Consider the following 16,364-nt stretch of genomic DNA (forward strand, 5'->3'; position numbering starts at 1 on the left):
CGGGCGCCGACGCCGCCGCTAGGGTGAGTGGCATGGATGCACCGGATGCGCCGCCCACCGTTTCGGCAGTCGACATCGAGGCCGCCACGTCGGGACTCAGCGCGGCGGACGTCGCGGAGCGGGTCGCATCCGGACGCACCAACGCGTTCAACGCCGACACGAGCCGGACCTGGTGGAGCATCATCCGGGCCAACATATTCACGCTGTTCAATGCCATCGTGTTCGCCTGCTTCGCGGCGCTTCTCGCGCTCGGCCGCTGGCAGGACGCGCTGTTCGGGCTCGCGGCCATCTTCAACGCGCTGATCGGGTGCTACCAGGAGATCCGCGCCAAGGTCGCCCTCGACCGGCTGGCGCTCTTGAACGCGCCGCGCGCGCGGGTTCGTCGCGACGGCGTCGAGGCCGAGATTTCTCCGGCGGACGTGGTGCAGGACGACATCCTCGTCTTGCGCGCGGGTGATCAGGTCCCCGCGGATGCCGAAGTTCTGAGCGAGCAGGGCCTGCAGGTCGACGAGTCCATGCTGACGGGCGAATCGGACCCCATCGACAAGCACCCGGGCGGGCAACTGCTGAGCGCATCGATCGTCGTCTCGGGTCGCGCCGATGCCCGCGCGACGCAGGTCGGAGCCGACTCGTACGCGAACAGATTCGCGGGGGAGGCGAAGCGCTTCTCGCTCGTCCAGTCCGAGCTGCGGCGCGGCGTCAACAAGGTGCTCGCGTGGGTGGCGTGGGGTATCGGCCCGATCGCGTTGCTCGTCACCAACGCACAGGTGCAGGTGCAGGGCGGCTGGGAAGAGGCGTTCGCGGATGGCTCGTGGCGCCAGGCCGCGGTGGATTCGATCGCCGTCATCACCGCGATGATTCCGCTCGGGCTCGTGCTGCTGACCAGCATCGCGTTCGCGGTCGGGGCGGCTCGGCTGGCGGCCGAGAAGGTTCTCGTGCAGGAGCTTCCCGCCGTTGAGGGTCTCGCTCGTGTCGACATCGTGTGCCTCGACAAGACCGGCACCCTCACCTACGGCGACATCGCGTTCGACGCCGTGTATCCGTTCGATGAGCGCGTCGAAGGCTGGCGCGGTGCGCTCGGGTGGTTCGGTCGCGCGCCCGACGCGAACGCCACGGCACGGAGCCTGGCCGGGGGATTCCCCGAGGGCGACACCCTCGTCGCCGAGCGCGAGATCCCCTTCTCGTCGAAGCGGAAGTGGAGCGCGGTCTCGTTCGGGGGAACGGATGCTCCAGGCACCTGGGTCCTCGGAGCCCCGACGATGGTCCTGCCCGACGCGGTGACGCGCTCGGTCCCGTGGAGCGGACCAAGCGCCGAGAACGACGAGGCATCCCTGGCCGACGCGACGAACGAGCTCGCCTCGACGGGTCGTCGCACGATCCTGCTCGCATACAGCCCCGTGCCGCTCGAGGACGCGCATGTGAAGGCGGAGTCGTTGCCGGAGCATCTCGACCCGATCGCCGCCATCACGTTGCAGGAACACGTGCGAGAGGACGCGGCGCAGACGTTGGCGTACTTCGCCGAGCAGGGCGTCGACGTCAAGATCATCTCGGGCGACAGTCCGCAGACGGTCGCGGCGATCGCCCGCGATCTGGGCCTCGACGTGCCCTATGGGTTCGACGCCCGCGAGTTGCCGACCGACAACGATGCTCTCGCCGACGTGCTCGACCAGCACACGGTGTTCGGACGGGTCTCGCCCGAGCAGAAGAAGGGGATGGTCATCGCCCTGCAGTCCCGGGGGCACGTGGTCGCGATGACCGGCGACGGCGTCAACGACGCGCTCGCGATCAAGCAGGCCGACATCGGCATCGCGATGAACTCGGGCTCCGCGGCGACGAAGGCCGTGGCGCGTCTGGTCCTGCTGGACGGTCGCTTCTCGCACCTGCCGACCGTCGTCGCCGAGGGGCGTCGCGTGATCGCGAACATGGAACGCGTCTCGATGGTGTTCCTGACCAAGACCGCCTATGCCACCACGATCGCCGTCCTCTTCGGCGTTCTGATCATGCAGATCCCGTTCCTGCCTCGCCAGCTGTCGATCACCGACGGCCTGACCATCGGCATCCCGGCGTTCTTCCTGGCGCTGCTGCCGAATACGCAGCGCTACATTCCGGGGTTCCTGCGTCGATCGCTGAGCTTCGCCATCCCCGCGGGACTCGTCGTCGGGCTCGCGCTGACGGTCTTCTCGCGCATCGCCGGCCACCTCTGGGAGATCCCGATCGAAGAGGTGCGCACCGGATCGACGGTCATCGTGGGCATCCTGGGCATCTGGGTGCTCGCCCTGATCTCGCTGCCGCTCAGCTGGATCAAGGCCGCGATCCTGGTCGCGATGGTGGGCGGTCTCGCGCTCGTGCTGAACGTTCCGTTCGCGATCGACTTCTTCCAGCTGGACTGGCCGCGAGAGGACGCCGTCGTTCTGATCGCGGGGCTCTGCGCGGTCGGCATCGTCCTGATCGGCATCATCCGTGCCGTGCAGCAGAGCTACATCCGGCGGCAGCTCACGAACATCCCAGCCGCAACGCCGCGGCGGCCATAGCGTCGAGCTCGAACTGCTGCACGTCCTTCATCGACTGCGCGACCTGAAGAACCCGCGGCTCGGATCCGAGACTCAGAACGGCATCGACCATGTCGATGGCTCCCTCGTGGTGTCGTGTCATGAGTGCCAGGAAGCGGCAATCGGCTTCGACGCCCGAGGCCGCCTCGAAAGCGTCGAGTTCTTGCTCGGTGGCCATGCCCATGTCGCGCAGCAGGTCGGCTTCGGTCGCGGGCGCGGCTGAGGCCCCGTGGTCCAGGTGTCCCGGTTGCCCGGCCATCCATGCCATGAGCGTGCCGCCACGCTGTGGCAGGCCCCATGAGACCAGCCACGAGTACATCTCGCCCGACTGCGCCGACTGCGCCGTGGCGATGTCATAGGCGAGGGCCCGCAGATCCGGGTCCTCGGTCTCGGGGTACAGGGTCATCGCCATGTCGACGGCCTGCGCGTGATGTACCTGCATGTCGCGCGCGAATCCCGCCTCGGCCGAGTCGGTCGCGGGCGCCGATGACTGGGCCGACACGCCGAACGTCGAAAAACGTCCGATGGCGAAGGCGAGCGCGGCCACCGCGACGGCCGCCAGCGTGACGAGCAGCCAGCGCGGAGGACCCGTCCTCTCCTGCGTCGTCCGATCCGCCGTCACGCGTTACTGCTTACCGGGGCCGTCGATCGCACCCGTGCAGGCCGCGTTCGGCTCGGGAGCGTTCTGGTTGCGCCAGAACTCCTCGAAGAACGCGGGGATGCGCTCGTCATCGGCCGCGTCGAGCTTCAGCTGCGCGTTCCAGGCGCTGAGGACGATCGGGCTGTCGAGGCCTTCGTAGGGCGAGAGGATGACGTAGCTCGAGGGCAGGTGGCCCTTGAGCGCGGCGAGCTCGTCGCCCTGCACCCGGGCTGCGTCGTAAGTCACCCAGACGGCGCCGTGCTCGAGGGAGTGCACCGCGTACTCGTTCTGCTGCGGCTCGGTGTAGATGCCGCAGTTCAGCCAGACCTGGTTGTGCGGGCCACCCGCGGGCGGCGACTGGTCATAGTCGACGACACCCTCGACGTGGGTCGTCTCGTTCGTGAACGTCTCGACGCCCGCGATCTCGGCACCGGTGCCGCCCGCGTCGTACGACGGCGGTGGTTCGGGGGCGAAGACGATGGATGCGACGACAACGCCGGCGATCGTGAGGGCGGCGACTCCGCCGACGATCCACCACATGAGTCCGCGGCGACGGCGCTTCGCGACCTGTCGCTGGTACTCGGCGAGCTTCTCCGCGCGCCGCTGGTCTCGCTGCTGCTTGATCGTGAGCTTGGCCTGGGCCTGGTTCGCGGGGTTTCCGCTCGTGCGCTGGGGAGTCATGCGAAGGTCTCTCGGCTCGGGGTGCGTCGGGAGTCGCGCTCGCGCGCGGGTGCCCTGCAAGTGTATTCGGACGCATCCGTGAGGGGGCTGGGCGTGTGGCGATCGGGTGTTTCGCCGTCCGGGCGGCGGTAGGATGGGGACACCGAATCGATTCGATGCGCGACATCCGTCTTCGGTTTCCGGGACCGTCCCCCTTTTCATCGCTCCGTTCCTTCTGAGGTTTCTTCTTGCCCGAACATTCCGCCACCGGCGCCATCCGGACCCTCGGGCCGAACCCCGCCACGGCGCCGATCATGCTGCACCCCGGCGATCGCATCTCGACCGGTCGCCGCATCGTCTACGTGATCCTGCTGGGTGCGTTGACGGCGCTCGGCCCCTTCACGATCGATCTGTATCTGCCCGCCTTCCCGGTGCTCGAGGCAGACTTCGACACCACCGCGGCGGCGATCCAGCTGACGCTGACGGGCACGATGATCGGCTTCGGCATCGGTCAGCTCCTCGTCGGCCCCCTCAGCGACAAGGTCGGACGGCGTCTGCCGTTGATCGGCGTCACGGCTTTGCACGTGATCGCGAGCGCGGCTGCCGCCCTCGCACCCACGCTCATGCTGCTCGGGGTCACACGCGTCGTGATGGGTGCGGGCGCGGCCGCCGGAGGCGTCGTGGCCATGGCGATCGTTCGCGACCTGTTCGGCGGGCGCCGACTCGTCGTGATGCTCTCGCGCCTCGCGCTCGTCAGCGGCGCGGCGCCCGTCATCGCCCCGCTCATCGGCTCGGCGCTGCTGCTGGTGATGTCGTGGCGCGGCATCTTCGTCGTGCTCGCGATCTACGGCGCGGTGATGCTCACCGCGGCGATCGCACTCGTGCCCGAGACGCTCCCGCGCGCGCGGCGCAGCGAGCTCGGATCGACCACGGTCGGCCAGCGCTACCGAAGCGTGCTCACAGCCCGCGTCTTCCTCGGCGTGCTCATCATCGGCGGGATGACCTTCAGCGGTCTGTTCTCGTACCTCTCGGCGTCGTCGTTCCTCTTCCAGCAGTCGTTCGGATTCGACGCGCAGCAGTACGGACTGCTCTTCGCCGTCAACTCGCTCGGCCTCGTCGCCGGGGTGCAGATCGCATCCCGCCTCGCGGCGCGATTCGGCCCGCAGTGGGTGCTCGCCTGGTCGACATCGACCCTCGTGGTCGCGGGCGTCGGGATCATCGTGGCCGACCAGCTCGGCCTCGGGCTGTGGGGCATCCTGGTGCCGCTCTTCGTCTTCATGACGGCGTGCGGATTCACGTTCCCCTGCGTGCAGGTGCTGGCGCTCGACCGGCATGGCAAGGCCGCGGGAACCGCCGCATCCATCCTCGGAGCGGTCAACTTCGGCGTCGCCGGGTTCGTATCGCCGCTGGTGGGCTGGATCGCCGGTGAGAGCGGCATCACCGCGACCACGATGGCCGTCGTGATGGCCGGGTGCGCCGTCATCGGTGTGCTCGGGCTGTGGCTGGTCGTGCGGCCACGCTCGGTGCAGGCACTCACTCCCTGACAGAATCGACGGATGCCGTCCCCCCGTCCATCGCGCCGAGCGACCGTCACTCTGCTCGTCACCGGCATCGTTCTGCTCCTCCTCGCGGCCGGGCTCGGGGCGTGGATCGCGATCGGGCGGGGCAACGCCCCGTTCACGATCGACGCGATCTGGGCGAGCTGGCTGGCCGAGGGACGCACCCCCGTGCTGCTGTGGATCTCGTTCGCGATGAACTGGCTGGGCGGCGGGTGGTTCGGGGTTCTGGTCGCTCCGCTCCTGATCGCGGGGGTGTTGGCGCTCCGGGGTCGCTGGTGGGCCGCGGCCTACTTCTTGTCGGCCGAAGCCGCGACGGCCGTGGTCGTCCAGATCTTGAAGCACCTGTTCGGGCGCGCTCGTCCCGAAGAGATCATCGTGCTGTCGGACTTCGGATCGTTCCCCTCGGGACACGTCGCAAACGCCGCCGCGATCGCCGTGGCGCTCGCCGTGATCGTCCCGCGCCTCTGGGTCGTGCTCGCGGGCGCGGCGTGGGTTCTGCTGATGGCTTTCTCGCGCACGTACCTCGGTGCTCACTGGCTGAGCGACACGCTCGGAGGCGCGCTCGCCGGGGCCGGAGCCGCGCTCGTCCTGGCCGCCGTGTTCGTCCGACACATCCCGCTCGTTCCCTATCGCCATAGGTATTCAGCGCTTCGCGGCGTACGATGAGGGTATGGCGACGAAGCCCCCCGCATCAGACATCGATGAATCCCGCCTGCATGTCACGCAGCCCAAGAAGGTTGCGGTCGGCATCCCGGCGGTGCTGCACGCCCTGCAGATCTCGGTCGACCAGATGGGGGTCGCGCGCACCGCGCAGACCCTGCTGAAGGTCAACCAGAAGGACGGGTTCGACTGCCCCGGATGCGCCTGGCCCGAAGAGGACAAACGGCACATCGCCGAGTTCTGCGAGAACGGCGCCAAGGCCGTCGCCGAAGAGGCGACGATCCGCCGCATCGGCCCCGCCTTCTTCGCCGAGCACTCGATCGCCGAGTTGTACGGCCACGACGACTGGTGGCTCGGGCAGCAGGGGCGGCTGACGCATCCGATGATCCTCGACGAGGGCGCCACGCACTATCGGCCGCTCTCGTGGGACGACGCGCTGCGGACGATCGCCGACGAACTCGCCGCGCTGGACGATCCCGATCAGGCGGTCTTCTACACCTCCGGCCGGACATCGAACGAGGCGGCCTTCCTCTACCAGCTGCTGGTGCGGGGCCTCGGCACGAACAACCTGCCCGACTGCTCGAACATGTGCCACGAGTCCAGCGGCTCCGCCCTGACCCAGACCCTCGGCATCGGCAAGGGCACCGTGTCGATCACCGACATGCACGAGGCCGACCTGCTGATCGTGGCGGGGCAGAACCCCGGCACGAATCATCCGCGCATGCTGAGCGCTCTCGAAAAGGCGAAGGAGCGCGGCGCGAAGATCATCGCGGTCAACCCGCTGCCCGAGGCGGGCCTGATGCGCTTCGAGAACCCGCAGACGCCGAAGGGCATGGTCCTCGGCGGCACCAAACTCGCCGACCAGTTCGTGCAGATCCGCCTCGGTGGCGATCAGGCCCTGTTCCAGGCGATCGCGAAGCACCTCATCGAGGCGGATGACGCTTCGGACGAGGCCGAGGGTGTCATCGACCGGGCCTTCATCGCGGCACACACGAGCGGGTTCGCCGAGTTCGACGCGTTCATCCGTCAGGTGCCGTGGAGCGAACTCGTCACCGCGACGGGCGTCTCGGAGGCAGAGCTGCGCGAGGTCGGCGAGAGCGTCCGGCTGTCGAAGGCCACGATCGTCTGCTGGGCGATGGGGCTGACGCAGCACAAGCACTCGGTCGCGACACTCCGCGACGTCGTCAACGTGCTGCTCCTGCAGGGCAACATCGGCCGCCCCGGTGCCGGTGTGTGCCCCGTGCGCGGCCACTCGAACGTGCAGGGCGACCGCACGATGGGCATCTACGAGAAGCCCTCCGAGGCCTTCCTCGACGCACTCGACGCGGAGTTCGGATTCAGCGCGCCGCGCGAGCACGGTTACGACACCGTCGAGGCGATCCGCGCGATGCGCGACGGCAAGGTGCGGGTCTTCATGGGCATGGGCGGCAACTTCGTCAGCGCCACGCCCGACACGGCGGTCACCGAGGCCGGGTTGCGCCGGACCGACCTCACCGTCCAGGTTTCGACCAAGCTCAACCGTTCACACCTCGTGACGGGGCGACGCGCCATCATCCTGCCGACACTCGGACGTACCGACCGTGATGTCCGCGGCGGCGTCGAACAGCGCGTCACGGTCGAGGACTCGATGGGTGCCGTGCACGGTTCGCGCGGACGTCTCGTTCCCCCCGCCGAGGACATGCTCAGCGAGGTCGCGATCATCACGCGCCTGTCGGGGCTGCTGTTCCCCACCGATGCCTCAGCGCACCCGTTCGGTCAGCCCCCCGTCCACAACGGCGACCACGATCGCGGGTACCCCGAGCGCTCGCCGCAAGAGGAGCGCGAGCCGAAGACGGATCCGCCCGAGGCCGGGACACCGGCCAACTACCCGCGCGCCGACTGGGACGCACTCGAGCGCGACTACGCCCAGATCCGCCTGCACATCGAGCACGTGATCCCCGGCTTCGAGGAATACGACCGCCGCATCGCCAAGGGCCGCACGTTCTACCTGCCCAACGGCCCCCGCGACGAACTGTCGTTCGCGACCGAGACCGGGAAGGCGATGTTCACGGTCAACGAGCTCGAGTACCCGGTGATCCCGGAGGGGCGCCTGCTGCTGCAGACGCTGCGATCGCACGATCAGTACAACACCACGATCTACGGCAAGGACGACCGGTACCGCGGCATTCACGGCGGGCGACGGGTCGTGCTCGTGAACGCGGAGGACATCGCGCAGCTCGGGTTCGCGGAGGACGAGGTCGTCGACCTGGTCTCGGAGTGGCGCCGCCCGGACGGCACGATCGAGGAGCGGCGAGCCGAGGAGTTCCGCATCATCGCGTACAGCACCCCGCGTGCCAACGCCGCGGCGTACTACCCCGAGACCAACGTGCTCGTGCCCCTGGATTCGACGGCGGATGTCTCGGGCACGCCGACCTCGAAGTCCGTCGTCATCCGGCTCGAGCACCGGGACGTTCCGTGAACGACCCGTCCCGGATCGCCGCGTTGTGAGCGAGCTCGCCGCCCCGACGGGGCGCGAAGAAGCACTCCGCGCCGTGCCGCGCGCAGAGGGTGAGCAGCCCCGTGCCCTCGTCATCGGCTCGACGGGCTACATCGGCGCGCGCCTCGTGCCGCGACTCATCTCGGCGGGCTACCGCGTGCGGGTCCTCGCGCGGCGGGCTTCGCGGGTCGCGGCCTACGAGTGGGGTGCCGACGTCGAGGTCGTCGTCGGTAACGCCGCAGATCCGGCGGCCGTCGTCGAGGCCGTTCAGGATGTCGATGTGCTCTACTACCTGGTGCACTCGATGGCCGCGGGCAAGAGCTTCGCCGACGTCGATCTCGCCGCGGCGCGAGCCGTCGCCGATGCATCGGCCGCGGCGAGCGTCCGTCGCATCGTCTACCTCGGCGGCCTGCATCCCGCCGACGTGCAACTCTCGCGCCATCTTCGCTCTCGCGTCGAGGTCGGGCAGGCGCTGCTCGACAGCGGTGTTCCGACGCTCGTGCTGCAGGCGGGGGTCGTGATCGGATCGGGCTCGGCGTCGTTCGAGATGGTGCGTCACCTGACGGAGGTGCTGCCATATATGCCCGCACCGAAATGGGTGCGCAACCACATCCAGCCGATCGCCGTGCGCGACGTGCTGCACTACCTGCTCGGCGCCGCTCGCGTCGCGCCCGAGATCTCGCGGACCGTCGACATCGGCGGGCCGGACGTGCTCCGGTACGGACAGATGATGAACGGCTACGCGGTCGAGGCGGGCCTGCCGCAGCGCCCGATCGCCCCGCTGCCCGTTCTCACACCCCGTCTCGCCTCGCACTGGGTGGGGGTCGTCACACCCATTCCGGCAGCCCTCGCGCGGCCGCTCGTCGAGTCGCTGCAGAACGACTGCGTCATGGCGAACCACGATGTCGACGCCTTCATCCCTCGGCCCGAGGGCGGGCTGACCCCGTATCGACGCGCGGTCGCGCTGGCGCTCGGCCGTGTCCGCGAGGGCGTCATCGAGACCAGCTGGCAAGACGCGGCGGTCCACAACGCGCCGAGCGACCCTCTTCCCGCCGACCCGGACTGGGCGGGCCGCACCGTCTTCACCGACGCGCGCATCGCCCGGACCTCTGCCTCGGCCGAGTCGCTCTGGCGCGTCATCGAGGGCATCGGCGGCAGTCGCGGGTGGTACTCATGGCCGCTCGCGTGGGCGGTGCGCGGCTGGATGGACCGGTTCGTCGGGGGAGTGGGGCTCCGGCGTGGACGCCGCAACCCCGACCGCCTCGCCGTCGGCGATGCGCTCGACTTCTGGCGCGTCGAGAATCTCGAGCGCGGCGGACGGGACGAGCCATCCGTTCTGAGGCTACGTGCCGAGATGAAGGTGCCGGGCCTGGCCTGGCTCGAGATGAAGGCCGTGCCGGACGGGGCGGGATCTCGCTACGAGCAGCGCGCCGTCTTCTTTCCGCGCGGGCTCTCGGGTCGGCTGTACTGGTTCGCGGTCCTGCCGTTCCACGGGTTCATCTTCGCGGGGATGGCCGCACGCATCGTCGCGGCCGCCGAACAGGCGACCGGCGCCGCTGCGCAAGACGCCCCATAGGCTGGGTTCGTGAACGCCAACCCGTATCGAGCCGTTGTCGTGACGGTCTCGGATCGATCCTCCGCGGGCCTGCGCGAGGACCGCAGCGGCCCCGCGGCCGTGGAGGGGCTGCGCGCGGGTGGTTTCGACTGCGCCGATCCCGTGGTCGTGCCCGACGGTGCAGACAGCGTCGAGTCGGCGCTCCGTGCGGCGCTCGCGGAGGGCGCCCGCCTGATCGTCACGACGGGCGGAACGGGCGTCGGCCCGCGCGACGTCACACCCGAGGGGACCGCGCGCGTCGTCACGCGGGAGATCCCGGGCATCGCCGAAGAGCTCCGCCGCATCGGCGCATCCGAGAAGCCCGGCGGGATGCTCTCCCGCGGCCTCGCGGGCGCCGTGGACGCGGCTCCCGGGGTGACGGCGGGCGCGCTCGTGGTGAACCTGCCCGGCTCGACCGCGGCCGTCGGCTCGGGCATCCCGGTCATCCTGTCGGTCGCCCGGCACGTCATCGACCAGCTCGGCGGAGGGGACCACACGTGACGGATTCACCTGCGACGACGACCGCGCGGGACGCGGTCCGCCTGACCCGCATCAGCACCGAGCCGCTCGATCTCGACACGCATCTGGCCGCGGTCGAGGATGCTTCGGCGGGCGCGGTCACCACGTTCGTCGGGCGCGTGCGCGACCACGATCCGGATGCCTCGGGTGCCGTCGTCGCGCTCGAGTACACGGCGCATCCCGATGCGGAGGCGACCCTGCGCCGCATCGCAGCCGAGGCGATCGGGTCCTCCGAGGCGGTCGTGGCCGTCAGTCACCGCGTGGGGCGCCTGAGCGTCGGGGACGCGGCGGTCGTGATCGCGGTCGCCTCACCCCACCGCGCCGAGGCCTACGAGGTCAGCCGCACGCTGATCGAGGCGATCAAGTCCGAGCTGCCGGTCTGGAAGCGTCAGGTCGAGGCCGACGGAACCACCGCGTGGAAGGGTCTGGGCGGCTAGACCTTCGCGATGGCGGGCCGCGCTTCGAGAGCGGCCGCTATGCGCTCGATGGCCTCGCGGAGGATCGGGCGGGGCAGGGCGAAGACGAGGCGCGCGTGCCCGATGCCCGCGACGCCGCATGCCGCGCCGTCCGTCATCGCGACACCCGCGTTCGTGCGGAACCACTCGCCCAGGTCGCCCTCGAGACCGTAGGCACGGAAGTCGACGAGCGCGATGTAGGTCCCCTCGGGCGTTATCAGCCGTGCCGCCGGCAGCAGCTCGGCAACGAGCTCGGCCAACAGGCGGCGGTTGCCGTCGAGGTACTCGATGACCTCGTCGAGCCACGGCCCGCCATCCGCGTAGGCCGCCGTGTTGGCGATCACGCCGACCGTCGCGGTGCCGTGCCCCGCCCACATCCCGAACCCCTGCCACGCGGCTTCGTCGGCCTCGTTCGACAGGATCAACTGGGCGCACTTCAGCCCCGCGAGGTTCCAGGCCTTCGACGCCGAGGTCGCGGTGATCGTGTGGGCGGCCGTGACGTCCGAGAGCGATGCGTAGGGCAGATGGGTCGCGGGAGCGTAGACGATCGGCGCGTGGATCTCGTCCGAGAACACGCGTCCGTCGTGAGCGGCGACGACCTCGGACACCGCCTGCAGCTCCGACCGGGTGAAGACCGTGCCGAGGGGGTTGTGCGGGTTGCAGAGGACGAGCAGCCCGCCGCCGTCGTGGAAGGCGCGATCGATACCCTCGAGGTCCATGACCATTCGTCCGTCGCGCTCGATGCTCGGAACCTCGATGACCCGGCGGCCGAGCATCTGGGGCACCATCAAGAACGGCATGTACGCCGGCGTGGGGACGATGACAGCCGAGCCCGGCGGTGTGAAGCGCTCGATCGTCACCTCGAAGGCGGTGATGACATCGGGCAGGTGGTGCACCCGTCCCGCGGGCACGTGCCATCCGTAGCGCTCGGCGCACCAGGCGGCCGTCGCGGCGGCGAGTTCGTCCGCGAGCGCGGTCGGCAGGTAGCCCGTCACGCCGCGGGCGAGCGCCGAGGTCAGGGCGGTGTTGATCGCGGGGGCGAGCCCGAAGTCCATCTCGGCGACCCAGGCGCCGATCGCGTCGGGGAACATCGTCCACTTCACGCTTCCGGCTTCGCGCAGCCGCTCCTGCGTGATGTCGTCGAACTCGCTCGCACTCACCCGCTCAGCCCCCTGCGAAGGGGGGAAGGACATCGACCAGGACGTCGCCCGAGAGCGATACCTCGTCGCCCGCGCGCGACCCGCCGACCAGCACGGCACACCGGGGCAGGATGCGGCCCAGCTCGGGGTAGTCGTTCGTCAGCGCGGCGCGGAGTTCGCCGAGAGTCGCCTCGGAACGTGCCTCTTCTTCGCGACCGGCGGCTTCTTCGGCGGCGGCGAAATAGCGGACGCGGGCCACTAGCGCTTCTCCGCCCACTTCTCGGCGAGTTCGGTGATCGCGCGCACGGCCTCGCGCACGGATTCGGGCGAGCCACCGGCGCGCCCGGCGACGAGTCCCGCCACGAAGGCGCTCACGGGCGCCGCGGGGCGCGCGACCCCGTTGGCGACATCGCGGGCGAGGTCGAGGATCAGGGCGACGTGCACGTCGTCGTTCGCGAGTTCGAAACGCTCGCCGAGCGCGTTCGCCCACTCGTCGAGCGCCTCGGGCGGGAGGGTGCGATCCGACACGATGATGTCCTCTCCGGGCTCACCCGAAACGCGGCGGGCCCACTCAAGATCCTCCCATGTGTCGACATCGCGGGTCGCGGCTTCGGGGGCACGCACGGCCGACAGCCGCAACGCGCCGACGAGGGACCTGACCGGAGCGTTGCGTCCCGACGCGGGCACGGATGCCGCGGCCTCGCGAAGAGCGGCCGTGCGGTACAGGGCGGTCAGCCACTGCGACCGACCCGAGGCATCCGTCAGGTGTGTTCCGTCTTCACGTGGATCTCTCAGCGGAAGCAGGGCGAGCGCCTGGTCGATTCCGGGCAGGTCGCACGCGAGCACGAGGGTCCACTCCGCCTCGATCCGCGGGAGCGCCGCGATGATCGCGGCGACGGGGCCGCCGAACGGCGGATCTTCGCGCACCCACTCCACCAGCGGCTCATCGAGCATCCGCTCACCGGCGACGACGATCCTGTTCGCTCCCGCGTTGCGGGCGGCCGCCACCGTGCGAGCGAGGAGCGCGGTGCCGTCGACCTCGAGGAGGGGCTTCGCGGCGCCGCCCAGACGAGAGGCGCGACCGCCCGCGAGGACGATCGCGTCGAACCCGGTGCCCCGCGGCGCGTTCACTCCTCGCCGGGGCGCTTCCACGATCCCGAACGTCCGCCTTCTTTGGCGGTGATGCGCACGTTCTCGATCGAGCTCGACTTGTCGAGCCCCTTCACCATGTCGACGATCGCGAGCGCGGCCACCGAGACGGCGGTGAGGGCCTCCATCTCGACGCCCGTGCGATCGGCCGTGCGGACGGTCGCCTCGATCGCGACGCCCTCGTCCTCGATCGCGAGGTCGACGGATGCACCGTGCACCCCGATGATGTGCGCGAGAGGCAGCAGCTCGGCGCAGCGCTTCGCGCCCTGGATGCCGGCGATCCGCGCCACGGCGAGCACATCGCCCTTCGGCACGGACCCGTCGCGTAGCGACGCGACGACCTCGGGCGCGCACCGCACGAACCCGCGGGCCGTGGCCGCGCGAACGGTCGGTTGTTCGTCGGTGACGTCGACCATGCGCGCGTGGCCGGACTCGTCCAGGTGGGTGAAGCTCATGAGACCAGCATGACATCGACGGGGTCGCCGGGCTCGACCCGTGAGAGCTCGGCGCCGACGACCGCGTAGGCCTCGGCCCGCGCGAGCCCGCCGGCCAGGTGCGAGCCCGAGCCGCCGGCCGTCGCGGGGCGCACCGTCCACCGGGCGGGGTCGGTGCGGTCGATCGCGGCCGGGAGGTACTGGCGCCGACCGGGCGGGGTCGTCCAGCCCTGTGCTGCGGGCAGTCGGAGCAGCGGTCGATGGATGGTGGTCCTGCCCTGCAGGGCGAGCAGCGCGGGGCGCACGAACGTCTCGAACGACACGGCCGAGCTGACGGGATTGCCGGGCAGTCCGAAGAACAGCGCGCCGCCGGGCAGCGTGCCGAAACCCTGCGGCTTCCCGGGCTGCATCGCGACCTTCACGAACGAGATCGCGGTGTCCGAACCCAGGGCGTTCTTGACGACCTCGTACGCGCCGGCGCTGACGCCGCCCGATGTGATGACGACATCCGCGCCGACGGCGGAGGCCAGGACGGCGCGGAACTCGGCCTCGTCGTCCCCGACGCTGCCGACGTGAACCACATCGGCACCCGCCTCGCGGGCGAGCTCGGACAGCAACACCGAGTTGGACTCGGGGATCTGCCCGCGGCGGAGCGCCGTGCCGGGTTCGGCCAGCTCGGTGCCCGTCGACAGGACGACGACGCGGGGGCGCCGGGTGACCGTCACGTGGGCAATGCCCGCCGCCGCGGCGGCCGCGAGTTGCAGGGCCCCGAGTACCGCCCCCGCCGGGACGATCTCGTCGCCGGCGCGCGCGTCACCGCCGCGTCGCCGCACGTGGGCGCCGAGTGCACGGGGTGCCGCGAGCACCACCGTTCGCTCGAGGGAGTCGTCGAGTCCGCCGGCCGTGTCCTCGAACGGCACGACGGTGTCGGCCGCGGTCGGCAGCGGCGATCCCGTCATGATGCGGGCCGTTTCGCCCTCCGCCAACGCGGGATCGAGCTCCGTGCCCGCGGGCAGGTCGGCGACGACGCGCAGCGTGACGGGGGCATCGGCCGTGGCGGACTCGACGTCCGAGAAACGGACGGCGAAGCCGTCCATCGCCGAATTGTCGAAGACGGGGATGTCGACGCGCGCGAGCACGGGGGCGGCGAGTGTGTGCCCGGCCGCCGCCGCGAGCGGGACCTCGACGGTGTCGAGGGGGTGGGCTGCGGCGAGGATCTGGGCGAGGTGCTCTTCGACCGTGCGGAGGCTCATGCGCCGGCCGTCGAGAGGTGCGCCGTGGGGTGTGGGGCGGCCCAGGCATCCATTCCGCCCGTCAGCACGATGGCGTCGACGCCGACGGAAGCGAGGGCGCGGGCGGCGCGGGCGGCGCGCACGCCCGCCTGGCAGATCACGACCACGGGGCCGCCGATCGACTCCGCGAACGCCGTCGGGTCGGCCAGCACCGCGCCCAGCGGGAGGTGGTGCGAACCCGGGATCGTGCCGCCCGCGAGTTCGTGCTGCTCGCGCACGTCGATCATCGTCGGCGCCGTGCCGGCGGCGAGCTCGGCGGCGAGCTCGGCGGGTGAGATCTCGGGGAGGGCGGAGTTCGTTGCGGGGGCGGTTGCCGCGGAGGGGACGGATGGCTCGACCCCGGCGCCGCGCAGCGGCACCTCGCGCTGCCGGCCACGCAGGCTGTCGATGACCAGGACGCGGCCGAGCAGCGGGTCGCCGATGCCGGCGATGAGCTTGATCGCCTCGATCGCCATGAGGCCCCCGACCTGCAGGCAGAGCGCCCCCAGCACCCCGACATCGGCGCAGGTCGGCACGAAGCCGACGCTGCCCGTGGGGTAGAGATCGCCGAGGCGGACGGGGTCGGTGCCCGCGGGCGGTGCGCTCCAGAAGACCGTGACCTGCGCGGCGAACTCCTGCACCGTGCCCCACACGAGCGGCACCCCGAGTGCCTCGCACGCGGTGGCAACGGTCTCACGTGTGTCGAAGGTGTCGCTCCCGTCGATCACGAGGTCGGCTCCCGCGAGCAGCTCCCGCGCGTTCGTGGGGTCGATCCGGGTCTTGCGGCCGCGCACCTCGGTCTCGGGTGAGAGCCCCGCGATCCGCCGGGCGGCGCTGTCGATCTTCGGCTCGCCGACGTCGGCGAGCGAGTGGATCACCTGGCGCTGCAGATTGGACGCCTCGACCGCGTCGTCGTCGATGACGGTGAGCGTGCCCACCCCGGCCGCGGCGAGGGCGAGCAGCACGGGTGACCCGAGCCCCCCGGCGCCGACGACCGCGACGTGCGCGGCGCGCAGGCGGCGTTGCCCGAGTTCACCGAATCCGGCGAGGCTCGCGTGCCGAACCGTGCGGGCGCGTTCGTGCTCGCTGAGGGCGGCGACGGGCTCGACGAGGGGGGGAAGAGGCATGACCCCAGGGTAATCCGGTGGGCGGCGGGGTGGCCGGGATGTGCCATCCGCACGACCGGACCGCGACGCGCCGGAGCATCCGAGGTTCTCGCGGGGTGTCGCAGGTTTGATCGTGCGGACGGCACGGTCGGC

The 16,364-nt window shown here is 70.6% G+C and carries 15 protein-coding genes; 7 read left to right on the top strand and 8 right to left on the bottom strand.

All coding sequences use genetic code 11. The annotated features are described in order from the left end of the window. Positions 1-32: 32 nt before the first annotated feature. On the top strand, positions 33-2,531 hold the full coding sequence (locus C2868_RS01675) for an HAD-IC family P-type ATPase (protein ID WP_100811877.1): 2,499 nt from the start codon (positions 33-35) through the stop codon (positions 2,529-2,531). On the opposite strand, the gene C2868_RS01680 is transcribed toward C2868_RS01675, so the two are convergent. Then, positions 2,494-3,171 carry a DUF305 domain-containing protein gene (locus C2868_RS01680; protein WP_100811876.1) on the bottom strand — a complete coding sequence of 226 codons (678 nt, stop codon included), beginning with the start codon at positions 3,169-3,171 and terminating at the stop codon, positions 2,494-2,496. The two genes, C2868_RS01675 and C2868_RS01680, sit on opposite strands and share 38 nt — an antisense overlap. Before the next feature lie 3 nt (positions 3,172-3,174). Continuing rightward, positions 3,175-3,870 carry a DUF3105 domain-containing protein gene (locus C2868_RS01685; protein ID WP_100811875.1) on the bottom strand — a complete coding sequence of 232 codons (696 nt, stop codon included), beginning with the start codon at positions 3,868-3,870 and terminating at the stop codon, positions 3,175-3,177. Positions 3,871-4,163: 293 nt separating this feature from the next. Here C2868_RS01685 and C2868_RS01690 point away from each other — a divergent pair, with 293 nt between their 5' ends. The 6 genes from C2868_RS01690 to C2868_RS01715 are packed head-to-tail and all read left to right on the top strand — an operon-like array spanning position 4,164 to position 11,094. Then, positions 4,164-5,393 (top strand): multidrug effflux MFS transporter, encoded by a 1,230-nt coding sequence (locus C2868_RS01690; RefSeq protein WP_100811956.1) that lies wholly within the window; start codon positions 4,164-4,166, stop codon positions 5,391-5,393. 12 nt (positions 5,394-5,405) lie between these two features. Next, on the top strand, positions 5,406-6,074 hold the full coding sequence (locus C2868_RS01695) for a phosphatase PAP2 family protein (RefSeq protein WP_100811874.1): 669 nt from the start codon (positions 5,406-5,408) through the stop codon (positions 6,072-6,074). Between the two features lie 4 nt (positions 6,075-6,078). Next, a complete protein-coding gene (locus tag C2868_RS01700; RefSeq protein WP_100811873.1) occupies positions 6,079-8,526 on the top strand; it encodes an FdhF/YdeP family oxidoreductase in 2,448 nt (815 codons plus the stop codon). Positions 8,527-8,551: 25 nt separating this feature from the next. After that, complete coding sequence (locus C2868_RS01705) at positions 8,552-10,120, top strand: SDR family oxidoreductase (protein WP_100811872.1); 1,569 nt, start codon at positions 8,552-8,554, stop codon at positions 10,118-10,120. A 9-nt stretch (positions 10,121-10,129) separates the two neighbouring features. Continuing rightward, positions 10,130-10,639 (top strand): molybdenum cofactor biosynthesis protein B, encoded by a 510-nt coding sequence (locus tag C2868_RS01710; protein WP_100811871.1) that lies wholly within the window; start codon positions 10,130-10,132, stop codon positions 10,637-10,639. Next, positions 10,636-11,094 carry a molybdenum cofactor biosynthesis protein MoaE gene (locus C2868_RS01715; RefSeq protein ID WP_100811870.1) on the top strand — a complete coding sequence of 153 codons (459 nt, stop codon included), beginning with the start codon at positions 10,636-10,638 and terminating at the stop codon, positions 11,092-11,094. Before C2868_RS01710 ends, C2868_RS01715 begins: the two co-directional genes overlap by 4 nt. Here the strand turns inward: C2868_RS01715 and C2868_RS01720 are convergent. From C2868_RS01720 to C2868_RS01745, 6 genes are read right to left on the bottom strand one after another with little or no spacing between them, the layout of a single operon-like run. Beyond that, positions 11,091-12,272: a MalY/PatB family protein gene (locus C2868_RS01720; RefSeq protein ID WP_232711293.1), complete on the bottom strand. Its 1,182-nt coding sequence runs from the start codon at positions 12,270-12,272 to the stop codon at positions 11,091-11,093. The two genes, C2868_RS01715 and C2868_RS01720, sit on opposite strands and share 4 nt — an antisense overlap. Positions 12,273-12,276: 4 nt before the next feature. Then, positions 12,277-12,510: a MoaD/ThiS family protein gene (locus tag C2868_RS01725; RefSeq protein ID WP_100811868.1), complete on the bottom strand. Its 234-nt coding sequence runs from the start codon at positions 12,508-12,510 to the stop codon at positions 12,277-12,279. Further along, on the bottom strand, positions 12,510-13,403 hold the full coding sequence (locus C2868_RS17615; protein ID WP_232711292.1) for an NTP transferase domain-containing protein: 894 nt from the start codon (positions 13,401-13,403) through the stop codon (positions 12,510-12,512). Before C2868_RS17615 ends, C2868_RS01725 begins: the two co-directional genes overlap by 1 nt. Further along, complete coding sequence (moaC, locus tag C2868_RS01735; RefSeq protein WP_100811867.1) at positions 13,379-13,855, bottom strand: cyclic pyranopterin monophosphate synthase MoaC; 477 nt, start codon at positions 13,853-13,855, stop codon at positions 13,379-13,381. The genes C2868_RS17615 and moaC overlap by 25 nt, the downstream gene beginning before the upstream one ends. Continuing rightward, entirely contained in the window at positions 13,852-15,087 is a 1,236-nt protein-coding gene (glp, locus tag C2868_RS01740; protein ID WP_100811866.1) for a gephyrin-like molybdotransferase Glp, read from the bottom strand. The genes moaC and glp overlap by 4 nt, the downstream gene beginning before the upstream one ends. Continuing rightward, a complete protein-coding gene (locus C2868_RS01745) occupies positions 15,084-16,232 on the bottom strand; it encodes a ThiF family adenylyltransferase (RefSeq protein ID WP_100811865.1) in 1,149 nt (382 codons plus the stop codon). Before C2868_RS01745 ends, glp begins: the two co-directional genes overlap by 4 nt. Positions 16,233-16,364 lie beyond the last annotated feature (132 nt).

It is taken from the genome of Microbacterium sp. CJ77 (assembly GCF_002911615.1).
Taxonomy (GTDB): domain Bacteria; phylum Actinomycetota; class Actinomycetes; order Actinomycetales; family Microbacteriaceae; genus Microbacterium.